2 protein-coding genes and 1 pseudogene are annotated in these 1,317 nt (G+C 38.2%); all 3 read left to right on the top strand.

Annotated elements, in window-relative coordinates:
- Positions 1-386 (top strand): annotated as a pseudogene (locus tag QZ357_RS00680) (hypothetical protein); the annotation flags it as partial.
- Positions 373-627, top strand: a complete 255-nt coding sequence (locus QZ357_RS00675) for a helix-turn-helix domain-containing protein (RefSeq protein WP_290770699.1) — start codon at positions 373-375, stop codon at positions 625-627. The pseudogene QZ357_RS00680 and the gene QZ357_RS00675, both read left to right, overlap by 14 nt.
- A gap of 315 nt (positions 628-942) precedes the next feature.
- Positions 943-1,317 (top strand): hypothetical protein (locus QZ357_RS00670; RefSeq protein ID WP_290770697.1); only part of this gene is annotated, 375 nt, incomplete at its 3' end.

Genomic DNA, 1,317 nt, shown 5'->3' with positions numbered 1-1,317 from the left:
TGATGAAAACAGGCTTCTATCCCATGAAGGTTAAGCTGAAGCTGTTCTTCAATTGGGGCATCAAGTTCAATGAGGACAAACCGTACAGCGTTGCCGATCAGGGAAACCGCAAGGTGGAGTATGCAGAAAAGAAAACCATCATGGACGGCATCATTCGGAAATACCGCCCGGATCTGTTAGAGCCTCCTGCTCCCCAGGATGATACAGCCGCAGGCGGTCAGGAGCAGCCAATGAGCGAAAAGAATCAGCCGCAGCGCCGTCCGCAGGATAAGGAGAAGCGGCGAAACGGCGGCACATCTCTGCGTACCGCACCGAAAACCCACCGACAGGATATTCCTGCGCCTATCGAACAGAAAGCCGAGGTGACAAACGATGGGCAGACTTGATCATCTCTACCGCTTGGAGCTGCCTCATCGGGCAAAGCTTGTGTATATTTATCTCCATGACCGTATGGATAAAGAGAAAAAGACTTGGCCGGGAATCAACACCATTGCAAAGGATCTATCGGTATCACGCAGCACTGTTAAGCGAGCAATCAAAGACCTTGAAAAAGCAGAGTTGATACGTAAAGAATCTCGCTTTCGGGAAAATGGTAGTGCAACTTCAAACTGTTACTATTTGCTTTGAAATTCAAGTTTACTAACAAGGTATAAATATGCCTATGCCGTGAACCGAGTACCGGTTCACGGTGAACCGCCTTGAACTTCCCACTTTAATTCTTACAGCAGAAGAAAAAAATAATGATGAATATATTATTCAGGTAGAATTTATAGAAAGCCCATTTTTTTCTTCTGTTGTATATTTTGTATAAAATCTACAATTTTAACGAAAATAATTGTATGAGCATCCAAAAGGTAATATGTTTTATTGACAAAGTCACACAATTGTGGTATGTTGGTTTTATTGGGATAAAAATCTAATTAAATTAAGGTGGTATTTAAATTGGGAATTATAAAAGAATTAAGAAAGAGAAATATTAATGTAATAAAAAGCAATCAGTTTCTTAGAGGATATTATATTACTAAAGCTGGCATAGTCATTTCAGATAGAGAAGATGAATGTGAACAGGGAATATATTTTTTGCAAGATGGACAAGGTAATATGTTTTCTATAAATGAAAATCCTATATATATCACAACAAATACGGAATATAATGAAGCAACAAGCAAAGAAGATCTTAAAAAAGCCGCAAGTCAGGGAGAAATTTACACATTTAAAGGTGCAGATTTGTATATAGAATATTATGAATTATATAATAATAAAAATATGGAGTGTTGCTTTAAATATGGATACTCATATCGTAGTAGAAAATACATA

Origin of the sequence: Anaerofustis sp. (genome assembly GCF_019420015.1) — a bacterium.
In the GTDB taxonomy this organism is placed as follows: Bacteria; Bacillota; Clostridia; order Eubacteriales; family Anaerofustaceae; genus Anaerofustis.
This window is presented reverse-complemented; position numbering and strand designations above follow the sequence as displayed.

Bases quoted from the DNA above. Each gene is read 5' to 3' on its own strand.
- QZ357_RS00675 (WP_290770699.1), top strand. From the start codon at position 373: ATGGGCAGACTTGATCATCTCTACCGCTTGGAGCTGCCTCATCGGGCA.